Origin of the sequence: Streptomyces sp. Sge12 (assembly GCF_002080455.1) — a bacterium.
Classification (GTDB): Bacteria; Actinomycetota; Actinomycetes; order Streptomycetales; family Streptomycetaceae; genus Streptomyces.
On sequence record NZ_CP020555.1, the window covers coordinates 6165341 to 6182418 of the forward strand.

At 73.4% G+C, this 17078-nt stretch carries 12 protein-coding genes; 8 read left to right on the forward strand and 4 right to left on the reverse strand.

Annotation, left to right across the window (positions count from 1 at the left end; translation table 11 throughout):
* Positions 1 to 34: 34 nt before the first annotated feature.
* Positions 35 to 784 (reverse strand): GntR family transcriptional regulator, encoded by a 750-nt coding sequence (locus B6R96_RS27680; RefSeq protein ID WP_030388748.1) that lies wholly within the window; start codon positions 782 to 784, stop codon positions 35 to 37.
* 63 nt (positions 785 to 847) lie between these two features.
* A complete protein-coding gene (hmgA, locus tag B6R96_RS27685) occupies positions 848 to 2161 on the reverse strand; it encodes a homogentisate 1,2-dioxygenase (RefSeq protein ID WP_081523953.1) in 1314 nt (437 codons plus the stop codon).
* Positions 2162 to 2478: 317 nt separating this feature from the next.
* On the opposite strand from hmgA, the gene B6R96_RS27690 reads away from it, so the two are divergent.
* The 8 genes from B6R96_RS27690 (at position 2479) to B6R96_RS27725 (ending at position 14907) form a co-directional block, all read left to right on the forward strand.
* Complete coding sequence (locus B6R96_RS27690) at positions 2479 to 4608, forward strand: right-handed parallel beta-helix repeat-containing protein (protein WP_081523954.1); 2130 nt, start codon at positions 2479 to 2481, stop codon at positions 4606 to 4608.
* A 268-nt stretch (positions 4609 to 4876) separates the two neighbouring features.
* Entirely contained in the window at positions 4877 to 5710 is an 834-nt protein-coding gene (locus B6R96_RS27695) for a hypothetical protein (RefSeq protein WP_081525287.1), read from the forward strand.
* A gap of 559 nt (positions 5711 to 6269) precedes the next feature.
* Complete coding sequence (locus tag B6R96_RS27700) at positions 6270 to 7646, forward strand: hypothetical protein (RefSeq protein WP_081525288.1); 1377 nt, start codon at positions 6270 to 6272, stop codon at positions 7644 to 7646.
* Between the two features lie 41 nt (positions 7647 to 7687).
* A complete protein-coding gene (locus B6R96_RS27705; protein WP_081525289.1) occupies positions 7688 to 8308 on the forward strand; it encodes a TetR/AcrR family transcriptional regulator in 621 nt (206 codons plus the stop codon).
* Between the two features lie 81 nt (positions 8309 to 8389).
* Complete coding sequence (locus B6R96_RS27710; protein WP_081523955.1) at positions 8390 to 10588, forward strand: molybdopterin oxidoreductase family protein; 2199 nt, start codon at positions 8390 to 8392, stop codon at positions 10586 to 10588.
* Between the two features lie 73 nt (positions 10589 to 10661).
* Entirely contained in the window at positions 10662 to 12167 is a 1506-nt protein-coding gene (locus B6R96_RS27715) for a CitMHS family transporter (RefSeq protein ID WP_081523956.1), read from the forward strand.
* Between the two features lie 97 nt (positions 12168 to 12264).
* Positions 12265 to 13677 carry an aldehyde dehydrogenase family protein gene (locus B6R96_RS27720; protein ID WP_081523957.1) on the forward strand — a complete coding sequence of 471 codons (1413 nt, stop codon included), beginning with the start codon at positions 12265 to 12267 and terminating at the stop codon, positions 13675 to 13677.
* A 150-nt stretch (positions 13678 to 13827) separates the two neighbouring features.
* A complete protein-coding gene (locus B6R96_RS27725) occupies positions 13828 to 14907 on the forward strand; it encodes a Zn-dependent alcohol dehydrogenase (protein WP_081525290.1) in 1080 nt (359 codons plus the stop codon).
* Here the strand turns inward: B6R96_RS27725 and B6R96_RS27730 are convergent.
* Together B6R96_RS27730 and B6R96_RS27735 are read right to left on the reverse strand one after the other, a co-directional pair.
* Complete coding sequence (locus tag B6R96_RS27730; RefSeq protein WP_107475594.1) at positions 14904 to 16382, reverse strand: HEAT repeat domain-containing protein; 1479 nt, start codon at positions 16380 to 16382, stop codon at positions 14904 to 14906. The genes B6R96_RS27725 and B6R96_RS27730 overlap by 4 nt on opposite strands.
* Positions 16379 to 17029 carry a TetR/AcrR family transcriptional regulator gene (locus tag B6R96_RS27735; RefSeq protein WP_063785422.1) on the reverse strand — a complete coding sequence of 217 codons (651 nt, stop codon included), beginning with the start codon at positions 17027 to 17029 and terminating at the stop codon, positions 16379 to 16381. The genes B6R96_RS27730 and B6R96_RS27735 overlap by 4 nt, the downstream gene beginning before the upstream one ends.
* Positions 17030 to 17078 lie beyond the last annotated feature (49 nt).

The following is a 17078-nucleotide window of genomic DNA, read 5'->3' on the forward strand; positions in this document are numbered from 1 at the left end:
CGCGTCGCCCGCACGCGGATGTCCTGCGCGGCCGTCAGTGCGCGTCGACCGTCACGGTGAAGGAGAAGCGGTCACCGCGGTAGCGGATCCGGGCCACGTCCACCACCCGGCCGTCCTCGTCGTAGGTGACCCCCGTGTAGTGCAGGATCGGGCTGAGCAGCGGGACCTGGAGCAGCTCGGCCGTCTCGGGGTCGGCCAGCCGGGCCTCCACCGTGTCCGTGATCCGGCTGATGCGCACCCCCACGACGTCCCGCAGGACCTTGGTCATCGGCCAGCGTTCGAGATCGGCGAGGTCCACGGTGTCGGCGAACTCCGGGAGGACCGCGTTCTCCACCCAGTTGGTCGGCTCGCCGCTCTCCCGGTCGTGGCGCAGGCGCCGGTACGTCACCACCTCGGGCGTGCCCGGGAAGTGCTCCAGCAGCTCCCCGGACACGGCCGTGCGGCCGTGTCCCAGGATCGTCGTGCGGTCGCCCGACTGCTGGGCCACGATCGCGTCGACCGAGCCCAGCAGGCGGACCGGGGTGCTGCGCAGCGCGCCCGGCTCGATGAAGGTCCCGCGCCGCCGGTGCCGGCTGATCAGGCCCTCGCCCTCCAGCTCCTTGAGCGCCTGCCGCATGGTGAGCACGCTCACCCCGTAGTGCTCGGCGAGCTGCTCCTCGGTGGGCAGGCGCAGCGAGGCGTCCGGGGTGCGCCCCAGTATCGAGGCGCGCAGGGACTGCGACACCTGATACCAGAGCGGCAGCTTCCGGTTCAGTACCAGCGAGTCGGGGGCGAAGGCGGTCACGGGTGGATCTCCGAACGGCTGGACAGGGGTGACGTGCGGCGCATGCAGGGTATGCAGTGCAGGTCAGGCGCGGAAGTGGCGCTGCAGACCCTGCCACACGTCGTCGTAGCCCCGCTGGAGGTGATCGGCGCCGGCGGCCTGCGCGGTGGCGGTGATCGGCCAGCGGGTCTCGAACATGAAGGCCAGGCCGTCGTCGATCTTCTGCGGCTTCAGCTCGGCGGCGCTCGCCCGTTCGAAGGTCTCGTGGTCGGGGCCGTGCGCGGACATCATGTTGTGGAGCGAGCCGCCGCCGGGGACGAACCCCTCGGCCTTGGCGTCGTAGGCCCCCTCGATGAGGCCCATGTACTCGCTCATCACGTTGCGGTGGAAGTAGGGCGGACGGAAGGTGTCCTCGCCGACCAGCCAGCGCGGTGCGAAGACCACGAAGTCCACGCCGGCCAGCCCCGGGGTGTCGGACGGGGAGGTCAGGACCGTGAAGATCGACGGGTCCGGGTGGTCGTAGCTGATCGAGCCCAGGACGTTGAAGCGGCGCATGTCGTACACGTACGGGACGTGGCTGCCGTGCCAGGCGACCACGTCGAGCGGGGAGTGGTCGTAGGTGGCCGACCAGAGGTTGCCGCAGAACTTGTTGATCACCTCGGTCGGGCGCTCGCTGTCCTCGTACGCCGCCACGGGGGCCTGGAAGTCCCGTGCGGCGGCGAGGCCGTTGGCGCCGATCGGGCCCAGGTTCGGCAGCTCGAAGGGCTGGCCGTAGTTCTCGCAGACGTAGCCGCGGGCATCGGCGTCGAGCAGCTCGACCCGGAAACGGACCCCGCGGGGGATGAGGGCCATGTCGCCGGGGCGGGCGGCGAGCAGGCCCAGTTCGGTGCGCAGGAGCAGCCCGCCGCGCTCGGGGACGATGAGCAGCTCGCCGTCGGAGTCGCTGAACACCCGGTCGGTCATGTCGGCGTTGGCGGCGTAGAGGTGGATGGCCATGCCGGAGCGCTGGGCGGCGTCGCCGTTGCCGCCGAGGGTCCACAGGCCGGCCAGGAAGTCGGTGCCGGGGGCCGGGGCGGGCAGCGGGTTCCAGCGCAGGCGGTTCGGGTCCGCCGCGGCCTCGGTGAAGGGCGCGGAACGCAGGGCCCCGTTGTCGACCCGGGTGAAGGGCGGGTGCGCGGCCGAGGGGCGGATCCGGTAGAGCCATGAGCGGCGGTTGTGCGTGCGCGGCTCGGTGAAGGCGCTGCCGCTGAGCTGCTCGGCGTAGAGGCCGAGGGGGGCGCGCTGGGGCGAGTTCCGGCCGATCGGCAGTGCGCCGGGGACGGCCTCCGAGCTGTGCTCGTTGCCGAAGCCGGTGAGGTACTCCAGTGCCTCGGCCGTCTTCCTGGCCTGCTCGCTCATGTGCTGCTCCCGCTCCGTCGAAGGAATCCTATGGTCGACAGTAGGATTCCGCAGCCCGCGCGTCAACGGCGGATCCGGGGCGGGGGTGGGGGGAGCGGCGGAAGATCGGCGGGAATGGCAGGAAAGGCGGGAAAGGTCGCGGGGCGGCGCGGGGCGGCGAGCGGCGTCGAGGGGGTTCCGGGAAGGGGGCTGAGAGGGGGGAGCTGGGAGAGGGGGGTGACGGGTGCCGGGGTGGTCGGGGGGCTTTCGGCCGGGCGGGAGGACGGATTCGGTCGAGGGGGATCCCAAAAGATGAACATTGCTCTACTCTCACGCGCATGTCGTGGACCCGCAGGTTTCCTGCCGTGCCGGCGGCGCTCCTCGCCGCCCTCCTCGCTCTTGTGTCCCTCCTCGTCGCCGCGCCCGCCGCCCGCGCGCACGAGGAGCGCCCGATCACCCTCCCGGACGGCTCCGGATCCGTACCCGAGTACCGCAGGGCGGAGCCCGACCTGATCGTCTGCAAGACCGACCGGCCCGCCTTCGAGCGCCGGATATCCGCCTTCCCCGAAGAGCTCCGGCAGCGCAACCTCGCCCTGTACGAGCGGTGCGAGAAGAGCGGCTACCGGCACCTCCAGGAGGCCGTCGACGCCGTCGACCGGCCCGGGATGAACATCGCGATCCTCCCCGGCCTCTACGAGGAGGAGCCCTCGCTCCCCGCGCCGACGGGGGAGTGCGCCGCACTGAAGGCCCCCGAGTCCTCGCTGGGCTACCAGATCCTGTCCTACGAGCAGCAGGTGCAGTGCCGGCACAACCAGAACCTCGTCGCGATCCTCGGCAAGACGAACCTGCAGATCGAGGGCACCGGCGCGTCACGGCTCGACGTGGTCGTCGACGCCAAGTACCAGAAGCTGAACGCCATCCGTGCGGACAAGTCGAACGGCATCTACTTCCGAAACTTCACCGCCCAGCGCACCACCTTCAACTCGCTGTACGTGCTGGCCGGCGACGGCTTCGTCATCGACGACGTGCTGACCCGCTGGAACGACGAGTACGGCTTCCTGACCTTCGCCAGCGACCACGGGCTCTACAAGAATTGCGAGTCGTACGGGAACGGCGACTCCGGCATCTACCCGGGCAGCGCCTCGAACATCAACGACGGCCGCGGCTACGAAGTCCCCCGGTACTCCATCGAGATCACCGGCTGCCGCAGCCACCACAACATGGTCGGCTACTCCGGCACCGCGGGCGACTCGGTCTGGGTGCACGACAACGAGTTCGACCAAAACATGGGCGGCGCCTCGATGGACAGCGCCTTCCCCGGACACCCCGGACTCCCGCAGAACCACGCCAAATTCGAGCGGAACGTGATCCACGACAACAACCAGGACTACTACCGCTTCGTCGCCGACGGCACCTGCGCCAAGCCGCCGATCGAGCGCGGCTACGAGCGCGGCGTCGTCTGCCCGCAGATCTCCATGCCCCCCGGCACCGGCATCATCACCGCGGGCGGCAACTGGAACCTCTACGAGGGCAACTGGGTGTACGGGCACGAGCGCGCGGGCTTCTTCCTCAGCGCCGTCCCCGCCTTCATCCGCGGCGAGGAGGCATGGTCGAAGCAGACCGACACCTCCCACCACAACCGGTACGCCGGGAACGTCATGGGCAAGGACAAGTCCGGCGCCTCCCGCCCCAACGGCATGGACGTGTGGTGGGACGGCCAGGGGCGCGCCAACTGCTGGCAGGACGGACCCGACGGCTCCACCCCGGGCGCAGTCCCGCAGTGCGGTGACCGCCGGGGCGAGGTCTCGGGGGCGTCCTCCCGGCTGGTCGGGGAACCGGTCAAGCTGGTCCAGCTCCTCGTCTGCGCCGACTACAACGTCCAGGCGCGCAAACTCCCGGCCGGCTGCGACTGGTACGGCGCGCGCGGTCCGGAGCGGGTGGAGACCCAGCTCGCACTGGCCGTCGCCGCGGTCCTGCTGCTGGTCGGCGGGGCCCTGTGGTGGCGCCGCCTGCGCGGCTCGCGGCTGGGCACCGCCGCCTCGCTGGCCGGGCTGGCGGGCCTGGTCCTGGACGTGGCCGGCTCCACCACGGCCCTGACCGCCACCTTCGTCCCCGCACTGGCCCTGCTCCTGCTCGGCCTGTGGTGGACGGGCGCCGGCCTGGCCCTGCGCACCGGCCGCCCGTGGCTGGCCCGCCTGACCCTGCTGCTGGCCGGGCTCACCCTGCTGGACGCCTTCGACAAGGCGGTCCTGATGATCCCGTGGATCCCCTTGAGCCCCGCCTGGGTACGGGCCCTGGTCGCCGTGGTCTGGATCCTGTGGGCGGTGGTTGCCTCGGCCCGCCCGGGCACCCCGTCCGGCCCGGGCGGCGACCCCGCGGGCGACCGCGCCCCGGTCCCCGCGGGCCCCGCCCCGGCGCTCCACGCGGCGGCACCGGAGCCCCCGACCACCCCCAACCCCGCGCCGTGACCCCCAACCGGGCCGTCCCGCCCCCAGGAGGCCATCCATGACCAACCGGCCCGACCACTGGCCCCACGGGGGGTCCGAGCCCCGGCCCGACGACGGGCCCGAGCACCAGCCCGAGCACCGGTCCGACGACGGGTCCGCGCACCGGTCCAACGGCGGGTCCGAGGACCGGCGTGACCGCTGGTCCGACGGCGACAGCCGGTGCGACGCCTGCCGTACGCCGCCGCCCCGCGCAGCCCGCAGGCTCCGCCGAACCGCCCGCGCCGCAGCCGTGCTCGCCCTCGCCCTGCTCCTCGCGGGCGGCGCGGCGACGGGGTGCGGCGGGCGGGCCACCACCCACCACAAGCCCGGGACCAGCCACGAGCAGGCCTCCGGCAGCGTGGGCACCCTGCTCACGGCCACCGACGCCACCGGCCACCGGCTCCGCGAGGTCCCGGCCCAGGGTGCGCCGGAGGTCGAGGTGACGGTCCGCCCGGACAGCGAGGACGGGTGGAACCTCCAACTGGCCGTGAAGAACTATCGCTTCACCCCCGACAGCACCGGTGGCGCCGCCCTCCCGGGCGCGGGCCACGCGCACCTGGAGCTCGACGGGCGCAAACTGGCCAGGCTGTACGGCCCCTGGTTCCACCTGCCCGCGGCGCAGGTCCCCGAGGGCGCGCACACCCTGACCGTCCGCCTCTACGCGGACGACCACACCGCCTGGGCCGTGTCGGGCAAGCCGGTCGAGGGCACGGCCCAGCTCACCGCCACCGCCACCGCCCCGGGGCAGGCGGGTGGCCACAGCCACGGCGAGAGCCCGGCTCCGGCCCCTGCTCCGACCTCGACTCCGACTCCGGAGCAGGCCGACCGGACGGTCGCCATCACCGTCCGGGACGGCAAGGTCAGTCCCGCCCCCGCCCGCACCGAGCTGCGGCGCGGAGAACGCGTGGCCCTGCGCGTCACCAGCGACCGCGCGGACACCTTGCACGTCCACGGCTACGACAAGGAGCTGGTCCTGCCAGCAGGCCAGGAGGCCACCCTGATCCTGACAGTCGACCGCACGGGCCTCTTCGAGGTCGAAACCCACGAGTCCAGCCTCGTCCTGACCCAACTCCTCGTCCGATGACCCGCCCCCACCCGACCCACCAGCCGTCGCCCGGGCTCGCCCAGCAGCCGTCGCCCGGGCCCGGCCAGCAGCCGCCGCCCGGGCTCGCCCAGCAGCCGCCGCCCGGGCTCGGCCAGGAGCTGCCGCCCAGGCCCGGCCAGCAGCAGCCGCCGCTCGGGCTCGCCCAGCAGTTGGCGCCCGGGCTCGCCCACCAGCCGCCGCCCAGGCTTGGCCGGCACGGCCCGTGGCCCGCGCGCGGGCCACGGCCCGCGTTCGGCCCCGCGCCGGGGACGGAAGCCGGTGCTGCGTTCGGCCCCATGTCCGGGGCAGGGCTTGAGTCCGAGCCCGGATCGCGGCCCCGGCCCGGGTCGCGGTCCCAGCCCGGATCCCGGCCCGGGCGTAGGGCTCGGCCCGCGGGCCGAGTTGCCTCCCGGCCCCGGTCGACCGGGCTCGGGCCGGGGTTCGGGATGCTCGGGCGCCTTGCCCGCGGGGCGGCGCGCTTCGGGGCGGGTCCGTGCTGAGCCCCCTCGGGCCGGGGGCCATCCCGGGCGGTGGCGGCGGTGACGGCGACGGCCAGGGCGTGGTCCTTCACCCGGCCGATCCGCTCACCTCGCTCGCGCACGGGATCGGCTCCCAGCACGATCTGCCCATCTCTCCCTTCTACGCCTTCGCCGGTGCCTTCGCCGCGCTGTTCGTCTCCTTCCTCGCGCTCGGCCTGCTCTGGTCCACCTCCCGCTTCCGCGGAGAGCGCTCGGGCCTCGCCCTGCCCGTCGCCCTGCAGCGGGTGGCCGACTCGCCGGCCACCCGAACCGCCCTGCGCGGCCTGGGACTCGCCGCCGCCCTGGCCGTCCTGCTGTACCTCCTCCTCGGTCCCGACGACCCCGCGCACAACCCCGCTCCCGGCGCCGTCTACGTCCTCCTCTGGGTTGGACTCGTCCCGGCCTCCCTCCTCCTCGGCCCCGTCTGGCGCCTGCTCAACCCGCTCCGCACCCTGCACCGCCTGCTCTCCCGGGCCCCGCGCCGCCCCGAGCCCGAGCCCGGCCCCGAGCCCGGCTCCGGCCCCGCGCCCGACCCCGGCAGCGCCCCCGACGCCGTTCCGGCCCGCGGCCATCACCCCCTCCCCGCCCGGCTCGGCCAATGGCCTGCCGCCGTCGGGCTGTTCGGCTTCACCTGGCTCGAACTCGTCGCTCCTGAACCCGCATCCACCACCACCCTCCTGATCGCGATCACCGCCTACGCCACCGCCCAACTCCTGCTCGCCGCCCGCTTCGGCGAGCGCTGGTTCGACGACGGCGACGCCTTCGAGGCGTACTCCACCCTCCTGGCCCGGCTCTCCCCCCTCGGCCGTCGAAGCGACGGCCGCCTCGTCCTCCGTAACCCCTTCCACGGACTCGACGCGACACCCGAGCGGCCCGGACTCGTCGCCACCGTCTGCGTCCTGCTCGGTTCCACCGCCTACGACGGCTTCTCCGACAACCCCTCGTGGATCAACGTCCTTCAGACCTCCCCCCTCGGCCGCACCCCCACGGCCACACTCGGACTGCTCGCCTCCGTCGCCCTCGTCGCCACGCTGTACTGCCTCTGCGCCGCGGCCACCCGACTCGTGAGCGGCCCGCACCCCGGCCCGCTCACCGCCTTCGCGCACTCACTCGTCCCGATCGCACTCGGCTATCTCATCGCCCACTACTTCTCCCTCCTTGTAGTCGAAGGACCACGCACAGTAAGCATGGCACTCGGCACTGACAACGCCCCCGAACCCTTGCCACCACTGGGTCCGGGCGGCCTCGCCGCCCTCCAGGTCATCGCCGTCGTCACCGGCCACGTCCTCGGTGTCGTCGCGGCCCACGACCGTTCCGTACGCCTCTTCCCGCCCGCGAAAGCGGTGGCCGGACAGCTGCCGCTGCTGGCGCTGATGATCACCTACACCATCGGGGGGATCGGGCTTCTGCTGAACTGAGGCTGAGGCCCCCACCGAACCCGGAAGCGAGGAGCGGCATGATGGACCCCGTGCCTCCCGCCCACTCCCTGCGCCGTACGCCGATCCAGCAGCGCAGCGCCGACCGGCTCGCCCGGATCCTCGACGCCTGCGCCGAGCTGCTCGACGCGACCGGGTACGAGAACCTCAGCACCCGTGCCGTGGCCCTGCGCGCCGGCGTGCCGATCGGCTCCGTCTACCGCTTCTTCGGCAACAAGAGGGCCATGGCCATCGCCCTCGCCCACCGCAACCTGGACCGCTACGTCGACGGCATCGCGGACCGGCTCGCCGACCTCCCCGCCACCCACTGGCGGCCCGTCGTGGACGCGGTGCTGGACGAGTACCTGGCGATGAAGCGCAGCATGCCCGGCTTCGCGCTCGTCGACTTCGGCGTGCCCGCGCCGCCCGTCGACGGCCCGGAGGCGGACCCGAACCACCAGGTCGCCGCCCGGCTGACAGAGCTGCTCTCCGCGCACCTCGGCCTCACCCCCGACGTCGCCCTGGAACGGGCCGTCCTCGTCGCCGTCGAGGCCACCGACGCGCTGATCCAGCTCGCCTTCCGGACCGACCCGGCCGGGGATCCCGGGATCGTCGACGAGACCCGCGCCATGATGCACGCCTATCTCGCCCGCGTCCTCGACTGACCCCTCCCCTCCGTGCGTACCGGTCGGTATGCTCGGTGCGCCCGCGTGCCCGTGTCGCAGACCGCCGCCCCTGGAGGGCCCATGTCCCGCACCGCCCTGCGCATCTGCCCCCTCTGCGAAGCCACCTGCGGCCTGACCCTCACCCTCGAGGACGGCGCGGTCACCGGCGCCCGCGGTGACCGCGAGGACGTCTTCAGCCGCGGCTTCATCTGCCCCAAGGGGGCCGCGTTCGGAGCGCTCGACTCCGACCCCGACCGGCTGCGCGGCCCGCTCGTCCGCCGTGACGGCCGGCTGCGGGAGGCCACCTGGGAGGAGGCCTTCGACGCCATTGCCGCCGCCGTTCCCGCCCTGGTCGGGCAGTACGGGCCCCAGTCGGTCGGCGTCGTGCTCGGCAACCCGAACGTCCACACGATGGCCGGCGCCCTCTACCCGCCGCTGCTCCTCAAGGCCCTCGGCACCCGCAACCTCTTCACCGCCAGCACGCTCGACCAGATGCCCAAGCACGTATCCAGCGGACTCCTCTTCGGCGACCCCTTCGCCATCCCGGTCCCCGACCTCGACCGGACCGACTTCCTGCTCCTCCTGGGCGCCAACCCCGTCGAGTCCAACGGCTCCCTGTGCACCGCCCCCGACTTCCCCGGCCGGCTGAAAGCCCTGCGGGCCCGCGGCGGCACCCTGGTCGTCGTCGACCCGCGCCGTACGCGCACCGCTGCACTCGCCGACCGCCATCTCGCGCCGCGCCCCGGCAGTGACGCGCTGCTCCTCGCCGCGCTCGCCCACACCCTGATCGAGGAGAAGCTCGCCGCCCCCGGCGCACTGGAGGAACACAGCGAGGGCATCGGGGAACTCGGCGCCGCCCTCTGGAGTTTCACTCCTGAGGCCGTCGCACCCGCCTGCGACCTCACCGCCGCCGAGATCCGCACGCTCGCCCGGGAGCTCGCGGCCGCGCCCACCGCCGCCGTCTACGGACGGATCGGCAGCTGCACCGTCGAGTTCGGCACGCTGGCGAGCTGGCTGGTCGACGTACTCAACATCCTCACCGGCAACCTGGACCGGCCGGGCGGAGCCCTGTTCCCGCTCTCCGCCACATCCCCCGCGGGCCGGCCCGCCGGCCCGGGCCGGGGATTCGCCCTCGGCCGCTGGTCGAGCCGGGTCGGCGGCCACCCCGAGGCCAAGGGTGAACTGCCCATGGCCGCGCTGGCGGAGGAGATCGAGACTCCGGGCGAAGGGCGGATCCGGGTGCTGCTCGCCATCGCCGCCAACCCGGTCCTGTCCGCACCCGACGGCGACCGGCTGGACGCGGCGCTCGCCGGGCTCGACTTCATGGTCTCGGTCGACCCGTACCTGAACGAGACCTCGCGCCACGCACACGTCGTCCTGCCACCGCCGCCGCCCTCCCGCAGTGCGCACTTCGACTTCGCGTTCAACGGCTTCGCCGTGCGCAACCAGGCCCGGTACTCGCCCGCCTCCCTCCCGCTGGAGGACGGGCGCATGGACGAGTGCGAGATCCACGCGCGCCTGATCCTCGCCGTCTCCGGGCTGCACGGCGCGCCGCCGGAGGCCGTCGACGAGCGGGTCATCGCCGACACCCTGGCCCGGGCCGTCGCCGACCCCCACTCACCGCTGCACGGCGGCGACCCGCAGGAACTGGCCCGCATCCTGACCGGCACCACCGGCCCCGAGCGGCGCCTCGACCTGATGCTGCGCACCGGCCCGTACGACCTGACCCTCGACGACCTGCGGCAGGCGCCGCACGGCATCGACCTCGGCCCGCTGCGGCCCCGGCTCCCGGGCGTGCTCAAGACCCGCAGCGGCAGGATCGAGCTGCTGCCGGACCCGATCGCGGCCGAGCTGCCCGGGCTGCGCGCGGCGCTCGCCGAACGCCCCGCCGCCCTGGTGCTCGTGGGCCGCCGCCATCTGCGGTCCAACAACAGCTGGTTGCACAACGTCCCGGCCCTCACCGGAGGTTCCAACCGGTGCACCCTTCACGTCCATCCGCACGACGCCGACCGCCTCGGTCTCGTCGACGGAGGGCGGGCGAGGATCACCGCCGAGGGCGGGAGCCTGGAGGTGCCCGTCGAGGTCACCGACACCGTCCGCAGCGGCGTGGTGAGCCTCCCGCACGGGTGGGGCCACGATCGCGCCGGTTCGCGGCTGTCCGTGGCCGCCGCGGTGCCCGGCGTCAACGTCAACCAGCTGCTCGACGGCACCCGCATGGACCGGCTGTCCGGCACGGCGGTGCTCAACGGCTTCCCCGTCGAGTTGGCACCCCTGCCCTGAGCTGGGGTTTTGCTCGTATTGCTCACGCGTAGACGTCTTGTTGGCGTGCTGAGGGGGCACCTACCTTCCCCACATGCTGACCTTCCTCGGCTTCGCCATGATCGCGACCTTCCTGGTACTGATCATGCTGAAGAAAATGTCGCCCATCGCGGCGCTCGTCCTCATCCCCGCACTCTTCTGCGTGTTCGCAGGGAAGGGCGCGCACCTCGGCGACTACGTCATCGACGGCGTCGGGAAGCTCGCCCCGACCGCCGCCATGCTGATGTTCGCCATCGTCTACTTCGGAGTGATGATCGACGTCGGCCTCTTCGACCCGGTCGTCCGCGGCATCCTGCGCTTCTGCAAGGCGGACCCGATGCGCGTGGTGGTCGGCACCGCCGTCCTCGCCGCGATCGTCTCGCTCGACGGCGACGGCTCGACCACCTTCATGATCACGGTCTCGGCCATGTATCCGCTCTACAAGCGGCTCGGCCTCAGCCTGGTGGTCATGACGGGCGTCGCCGCCACGGCCAACGGGGTCATGAACACCCTCCCCTGGGGTGGTCCGACCGCCCGCGCCGCCACCGCCCTCAAGCTCGACGCCGCCGACATCTTCGTCCCGATGATCCCGGCCCTCGCGGTGGGGCTCCTCTTCGTCTTCGTCCTGGCGTACGTCCTCGGCGTGAAGGAGCGCCGCCGGGTCGGCATGCTGGTGCTGCCCGGGCAGGTGGAGCGGGAGGCGGTCGAGGAGGAGCTGGTCCCGGCCGCCCCCGGGGCGTCCGGTGCCCCTGCCGCCACCGAATCCCCGGCCGGCGTCGGCGCTGGCCCTGGCTCCGGCTCGGTCGCCGGGTCCGGGTCCGGCTCCGTCGCCGCGGGCGCAGGCCCCGCTCCTGCCTCTGCCACCGCTTCCGCCGCGGCCCTGCACGCGGGCGGCGACGCCGCTGCCCCCGAGGACGGCTTCCAGGGCCTGGATCCGCACCGTCCCACCCTGCGCCCGCGCCTGTACTGGTTCAACGCCGGCCTGACCGTCGCCCTGCTCACCGCGATGATCATGGAGCTGCTGCCCATCCCGGTGCTGTTCCTCCTCGGCGCCGCTCTCGCGCTCACCGTCAACTTCCCGCACATGCCCGACCAGAAGGCCCGGATCGCCGCCCACGCCGACAACGTCCTGAACGTCGCCGGCATGGTCTTCGCCGCCGCCGTCTTCACCGGCGTCCTCACCGGCACCGGCATGGTCAAGCACATGGCCGACTGGCTCGTCGGCGCCATCCCCGAGGGCATGGGCCCGCACATGGCGCTGGTCACCGGCCTGCTCAGCCTGCCGCTCACCTACTTCATGTCCAACGACGGCTTCTACTTCGGCGTCCTGCCCGTCCTGGCCGAGGCCGGCGCCGCCCACGGGGTCTCCCCGCTCGAAATCGCCCGCGCCTCCCTCGTCGGCCAGGCACTGCACATGTCGAGCCCGCTGGTTCCGGCCGTCTACGTCCTCGTCGGCATGGCCAAGGTGGAGTTCGGCGACCACACCCGGTTCACCGTGAAATGGGCGGCCCTGACCTCCCTCGTGGTCCTGGCGGCGGGGATGCTTTTCGGCATCATCTGACATCCCGCACCCCTGGCAGGGAAAAACTACCGGCGCTAGTTTGTAGGGTGTTCGGGAGGTCGGATCTACGCGCTCGTGCGTGCTCGGGAGGAATGCCATGAAGGCCCACGACGGGATGTACATCGACGGCGCGTGGCGGCCGGCCGCCGGTGGCGAGCTGATCGAGGTCGTGAACCCGGCCGACGGCCAGGTCATCGGCACGGTCCCGGCCGGCACCGAGGAGGACGTGGACACGGCCGTACGGGCGGCCCGCGCGGCCCTCCCCGGCTGGGCGGCCACGCCCCCGGCCGAGCGGGGCGCCCTGATCGGCGCGCTGCGCGACGCGCTGGTGGCCCGCAAGAGCGAGCTGACCGACACCATCACCGCCGAGCTCGGGTCGCCGCTCGGCTTCTCGAAGGCGGTCCACGTCGGATCGCCGATCGCCGTGGCCGCCTCCTACGCCGAACTCGCCACCTCGTACGCCTTCGAGGAGCAGATCGGGAACTCCACCGTGCTGCTGGAACCGGTGGGGGTGGTCGGGGCCATCACCCCCTGGAACTATCCGCTGCACCAGGTCGTTGCAAAGGTGGCGCCCGCTCTCGCCGCCGGCTGCACCCTCGTCCTCAAGCCGGCCGAGGACACCCCGCTGACCGCACAGCTCTTCGCCGAAGCCGTGCACGAGGCGGGCATCCCGGCCGGTGTCTTCAACCTGGTGACCGGTACCGGTCCGGTCGCGGGCCAGGCCCTGGCCGCGCACGAGGGGGTCGACCTCGTCTCCTTCACCGGCTCGACCGCGGTCGGCAAGCTGATCGGCGCCACGGCCGGCGCCGCCGTCAAGCGGGTCGCGCTCGAACTGGGCGGCAAGTCGGCCAACGTCATCCTGCCCGGCGCCGACCTGGCCAAGGCCGTCGCGGCAGGCGTCGGACACGTCATGAACAACACCGGCCAGAGCTGCAACGCGCTCACCCGGATGCTCGTCCACCGGGACCAGTACGAGGAGGCCGTCTCGCTCGCGGCCGCCGCCGTCGCCAACTACCCCACCGGCGACCCCCGCCAGGCCGGCATCCGCGTCGGCCCGGTCGTCAACGCCAAGCAGCACGAGCGCGTCCGCGGCTTCATCGCCAAGGGCGTGGAGGAAGGTGCGCGCCTGGTCGCTGGCGGGCCCGACGCGCCGCAGGAGCAGGGGTACTTCGTGGCGCCGACGGTGTTCGCCGACGTCACGCCCGACATGACCATCGCCCAGGAGGAGATCTTCGGCCCGGTGCTGTCGATCTTGCGCTACGAGGACGAGGAGGAGGCCCTCAGCATCGCCAACGGCACCGTCTACGGGCTGGGCGGCGCCGTCTGGGCCGCCGACGAGGCGACGGCCGTGGCCTTCGCGCGCCGTATGGACACCGGGCAGGTGGACATCAACGGCGGCCGCTTCAACGTGCTCGCACCCTTCGGAGGCTACAAGCAGTCGGGCGTGGGCCGCGAGCTGGGCCCGCACGGCCTGGCCGAGTACCTCCAGACCAAGTCCCTGCAGTTCTGATCCCCCCCCACCGGATCCGCCCACCCCCCCACCGGATCCGCCCACCCCCCCGCCGGATCGCCCCCGCCGGGTCGCCCACCCCCGCCGGATCGGCCGCCCTCCCGGCACCGTTCCGCTCCCGCCCAGCACCGGAAAGTCGAGATGACGACCATGGTCCGCGCCGCCGTCCTGCCCGCCGTCGGAGCCCCGTTGGAGATTCGGGACATCGTGCTGCCGGATCCCGGCCCGGGGCAGGTCCGGGTGCGGCTCGCCGCCGCCGGGGTGTGCCACTCGGACCTCTCCCTCACCAACGGCACCATGCGGGTCCCCGTACCCGCCGTCCTCGGCCACGAGGGCGCGGGCACGGTCCTCGCCGTGGGGGAGGGCGTCACCCACGTCGCCCCCGGTGACGGCGTGGTGCTCAACTGGGCCCCGTCCTGCGGGGCGTGCCACCACTGCACGATCGGCGAGGTCTGGCTCTGCGCCACCGCGCTCGCCGGGGTCGGCGCGGTCCACGCGCACGACGCGCAGGGCACCCTACTGCACCCCGGGCTGAACGTGGCCGCCTTCGCCGAGGAGACCGTCGTCGCGGCCAACTGCGTGCTGCCCGCCCCCGACGGGATCCCGCTCGCCGAAGCCGCCCTGCTCGGCTGCGCCGTCCTCACCGGCTACGGGGCCGTCCGGCACAGCGCCCAGGTCCGCCCGGGCGAGTCCGTGGCCGTGTTCGGGGTCGGGGGGGTCGGCCTCGCCGCCCTCCAGGCCGCGCGGATCGCGCAGGCCGGCCCGGTCATCGCCGTCGACGTGTCCCCGGCCAAGGAGGAGCTGGCGCGCGCGGCCGGAGCCACCGAGTTCGTGCTCGCCTCCGACACCACCGCCAAGCAGATCCGCGCGCTGACCGGCGGGCAGGGCGCGGACGTCGCCGTCGAGTGCGTCGGCCGGGCGGAGACCATCCGCGGCGCCTGGGAGTCGACCCGCCGCGGCGGCCGCACCACGGTCGTCGGCATCGGCGGCAAGGACCAGCAGGTCACCTTCCACGCCCTGGAGATCTTCCACTTCGCCCGCACCCTCACCGGCTGCGTCTACGGCAACAGCGACCCCGCCCGCGACCTCCCGGTGATCGCCGAGCACGTCCGCGCGGGCCGCCTCGACCTGGGCGCCCTGGTCACCGACCGCATCACCCTCGACGACATTCCGGCGGCCTTCGACGCCATGCTGGCCGGCAAGGGCGGCCGCTCCCTCGTCGTCTTCTAACCCCGTCCGTCGCGCGCGCCCGCCGCCCTGCGCAGCCGCAGGTGGCGGTACGCGTCGTACAGGGACCAGTAGCCGGGTCCGTCCTCGGGGTACCCGGAGCCGAGCCGGTCGAGCGCCTCCTCGCCGCGCGGGTCGTCGAGCAGGACCAGCGCCCGTACCGCCTGGATCCGGATCTCGACCGACGGGTCGGACAGGAGCGGCATCAGGGCGTCGCGCACCGCACGGGAACGCTCCCCTCGGTGCGCCAGCGCGACGCAGCTCTGGGCACGCACCTCGGCATCGCCGTCCCCGAGGTACCCGAGCAGTTCCGCGAAGACCCCCTCCTCGCCCGCGCAGCCGATGAACGCCTGGGCGACAGAGCGACGGACCACGGCGGAGGGATGCCGTACGTGGGGGAGCAGGGCCCCGGCGAGAGCGGTGCGAGGCAGCGCGGGGCAGTCCGACAGGCCGCGGAGCAGAACGGCGAGCACCTCCGGGGCCGGTTCCTCGGCCGCCCAGCGAAGGAAGAGGTCCTGCGTCGCTTGCGTCACGCACGCGGGCCCGTCGGCACACCCGCCGTCCTCCTCGCCCTCGCCCTCGCCCTCGCCACGTTCGTCGTACGTGCCGCACTTGTCGCACTCGTCGAAGAGGCTGATGCAGCGCATCACCTCGGCGCCGAAGTGCCGTACGGAAGGGCGCGAACCGGGGCGCAGCGCCGCGGCCTCCTCCCACGTCGCGCGGTCGGCTCTGGTGTGCAGGACCGTGACGGCCGCGTTGCGCGTGACGCCCTGGAGGTCGGCCTCGGCCTCGGCGCGGGCGAGGAGGTCGGCGAAGGGCGCGCGTATCCCGTGCACAGCCTCCAGCGCGCACAGGATCGCCGTGTGGCCGGTGCGCACGGAGACCCCGGTGCCCGGCAGCCGCAGCAGGCCGGTGAAGGAGTACTCGTCGTCCGGCACCCGGCTGAGCTCCGCGGGCCCTGTGGCTGCCGTCCTGCGGCGCAACTCGTTCTCGGCGCCCGTCTCGTGCCAGTGGCGGGCCAGTTGCAGGGCGGTCCGCCCGTCGGGTCCGGTGGGCCACAGCGGTACCGAGGAGGACAGCAGGAGCGTGGTGACCGCGTAGGCCCCGGCGTCGACCGCCCGCAGCAGCGGGGTCCGGCCGTCGGGGCCCACGCGGTCGAGGCGTACGCCGTGTTCGCGCAGGGCCTGGACCACCGGGTACGAGCCGCGGGCCACCGCGATGTCCAACGCCGACAGGCCGTCCGCACCGAGCGCGTCGGCATCGAAGCCATCCGCACGAAGTGCCGCCGCACCGAGGGCCTCCGCACCGGGCGCGTCAACACAGAGCGTGTCCGCACCCGGCGGATCCGAGCCATCCGCACGGCCTGCGTGCGGAGCGGCCCGGACGGCCTGATCGGCCGCTGCCTCCAGCAGTGCGCGGACTCGCGCCGCGTCGTCGGCCCGCACCGCGCCGATCAAGTCGGTGTCTCCGTGCGTCAAACCGCCCCCTTCAGGGCCTCGTACTGGAGGGCCAGCCCGTCCAGCAGCGCCGCCAGGCCCGTCTCGAAGGCGCCCTCGTCCACCTCGCGCCCGCGCTCCGCCAGCAGGTGGGCCTGGCCGAGGTGCGGGTAGTCCGCCGGGTCGTACGCGGCCCGGTCGTCCACGAAACCCCGCGCGAAGGAGGCCACCGCCGAGCCCAGGATGAAGTACCGCATCAGTGCGCCGATCCTGGTCGCCTGCGCCGGCGACCACCCGGCCTCCGTCATCGCCCCGAACACCGCGTCCGCCAGCCGCAGTCCGGCCGGCCGGCGGCCCGGACCGCGCGCCAGCACCGGCACGATGTTGGGGTGGTCCGCGAGGGCGTCCCGGTACGAATGCGCCCACGCGTGCAGGGCCCCCCGCCAGTCCTGTCCGCCGTCGAACATCGACAGGTCGACCCGCGCACTCACCGAGTCCGCCACCGCGTCCAGGATCTCGTCCTTGGTGCGGAAGTGGTTGTAGAGCGAGGGCCCGCTGACCCCGAGCGCGGCCGCCAGCCGTCGCGTCGACACCGCCTCCAGCCCCTCGGCGTCCACCAGGGCGCCGGCCGCCTCGACGATGCGGTCCCGGCTGAGAAGGGGCTTGCGCGGTCTGGCCATGCGCCACATAGTAGGGCCTGCCCGCCATAAACTACCGGTGCTAGTTAAAGGCGCCGAT

Excerpts from the sequence above, each read along its gene's own strand:
- hmgA (WP_081523953.1), bottom strand. The coding sequence starts at position 2,161 with ATGAGCGAGCAGGCCAGGAAGACGGCCGAGGCACTGGAGTACCTCACC.
- B6R96_RS27690 (WP_081523954.1), top strand. The coding sequence starts at position 2,479 with ATGTCGTGGACCCGCAGGTTTCCTGCCGTGCCGGCGGCGCTCCTCGCC.
- B6R96_RS27705 (WP_081525289.1), top strand. The coding sequence starts at position 7,688 with ATGGACCCCGTGCCTCCCGCCCACTCCCTGCGCCGTACGCCGATCCAG.
- B6R96_RS27710 (WP_081523955.1), top strand. The coding sequence starts at position 8,390 with ATGTCCCGCACCGCCCTGCGCATCTGCCCCCTCTGCGAAGCCACCTGC.
- B6R96_RS27715 (WP_081523956.1), top strand. The coding sequence starts at position 10,662 with ATGCTGACCTTCCTCGGCTTCGCCATGATCGCGACCTTCCTGGTACTG.
- B6R96_RS27720 (WP_081523957.1), top strand. The coding sequence starts at position 12,265 with ATGAAGGCCCACGACGGGATGTACATCGACGGCGCGTGGCGGCCGGCC.
- B6R96_RS27725 (WP_081525290.1), top strand. The coding sequence starts at position 13,828 with ATGGTCCGCGCCGCCGTCCTGCCCGCCGTCGGAGCCCCGTTGGAGATT.
- B6R96_RS27735 (WP_063785422.1), bottom strand. The coding sequence starts at position 17,029 with ATGTGGCGCATGGCCAGACCGCGCAAGCCCCTTCTCAGCCGGGACCGC.